This is a genomic window from Pseudoalteromonas sp. MMG013 (assembly GCF_018100885.1).
Taxonomy (GTDB): Bacteria; Pseudomonadota; Gammaproteobacteria; order Enterobacterales; family Alteromonadaceae; genus Pseudoalteromonas; species Pseudoalteromonas aurantia.
Genome location: NZ_JAGJEE010000115.1, coordinates 1 through 478, shown reverse-complemented (window position 1 = coordinate 478; position 478 = coordinate 1). Strand labels below are relative to the sequence as shown.

Sequence of the window (478 nt, the reverse complement as noted above, 5' to 3'; positions counted from 1 at the left end):
GATGCACTGGGTCGCTTAGTTAAGACTGAAAAAGGCAATGAAGTCACTACTTATCAGTATGATGATAATGACAATGTCATTAAAAAGGTTATCCAATTTGATGCGCAGCGCAGTCAAACGCAGCTGTTTGACTATAACGAAGCCAATCAACTGATTGGTCACCTCACCACGGTTGACAGTGCCAATAACTATCAAGTGGTGCGTTATAGCTATGATAACAATGGCCAGCGTATTAGTGAGCACCGCTCTTTAACGCTGTTGAGTAACTTACAAGTTGATAAGTTACATACAACACTTGTGAATTTTGGTAACGAGTATCCTTTTTTCAGTGAGCACACCGCCTATGATGATAATGGCCGTAAGTCACTGCATATTGATGCCAATGGTGGCGTGACACAATGGCAGTATGATGCACAAGGGCGAGTGTATGAGGTTGTTCGCTGGGGTCAGCGCGCATCAATCAGTGACCTAAGTAAAT

The 478-nt window shown here is 43.1% G+C and carries 1 protein-coding gene; it reads left to right on the top strand.

The annotated features are described in order from the left end of the window. The coding region (locus J8L98_RS24595; protein ID WP_210998683.1) for an RHS repeat domain-containing protein at positions 1-478 on the top strand (478 nt) is incomplete at both ends.